General features: G+C 70.7%; 1 protein-coding gene. It reads left to right on the top strand.

Annotated features, from left to right (window positions below; genetic code table 11):
• A partial coding sequence (locus E0702_RS18750) for a hypothetical protein (protein ID WP_205742183.1) occupies nt 1-199 on the top strand: 199 nt, incomplete at its 5' end.
• Nucleotides 200-222 lie beyond the last annotated feature (23 nt).

Genomic DNA, 222 nt, shown 5'->3' with positions numbered 1-222 from the left:
CCGCGAGGACCTGGAGAAGAAGCCGGGCATCGCCGAGATGCTGGATTTCGCCGCCGCCCTGTCGGGCCTCGGGATAGCCGATCTGAACGACGACCCGGTGGTGCTGGGCGCGACCCTCGCCACCCTGCTGAAAACCCGCCAGGACCGCGACACCCTGTCGGTCGAGGTGGCCCATCGGCTCGCGGGGAAGGCGGCGTGAGCCGTACGACCCGCTTTGCCGCC

This window comes from Halomonas marinisediminis (assembly GCF_004347715.1).
In the GTDB taxonomy this organism is placed as follows: Bacteria; Pseudomonadota; Gammaproteobacteria; order Pseudomonadales; family Halomonadaceae; genus Halomonas; species Halomonas icarae.
Note: the sequence above shows the minus strand (reverse complement) of the source record. Positions and strands in the feature narration are given on the sequence as shown.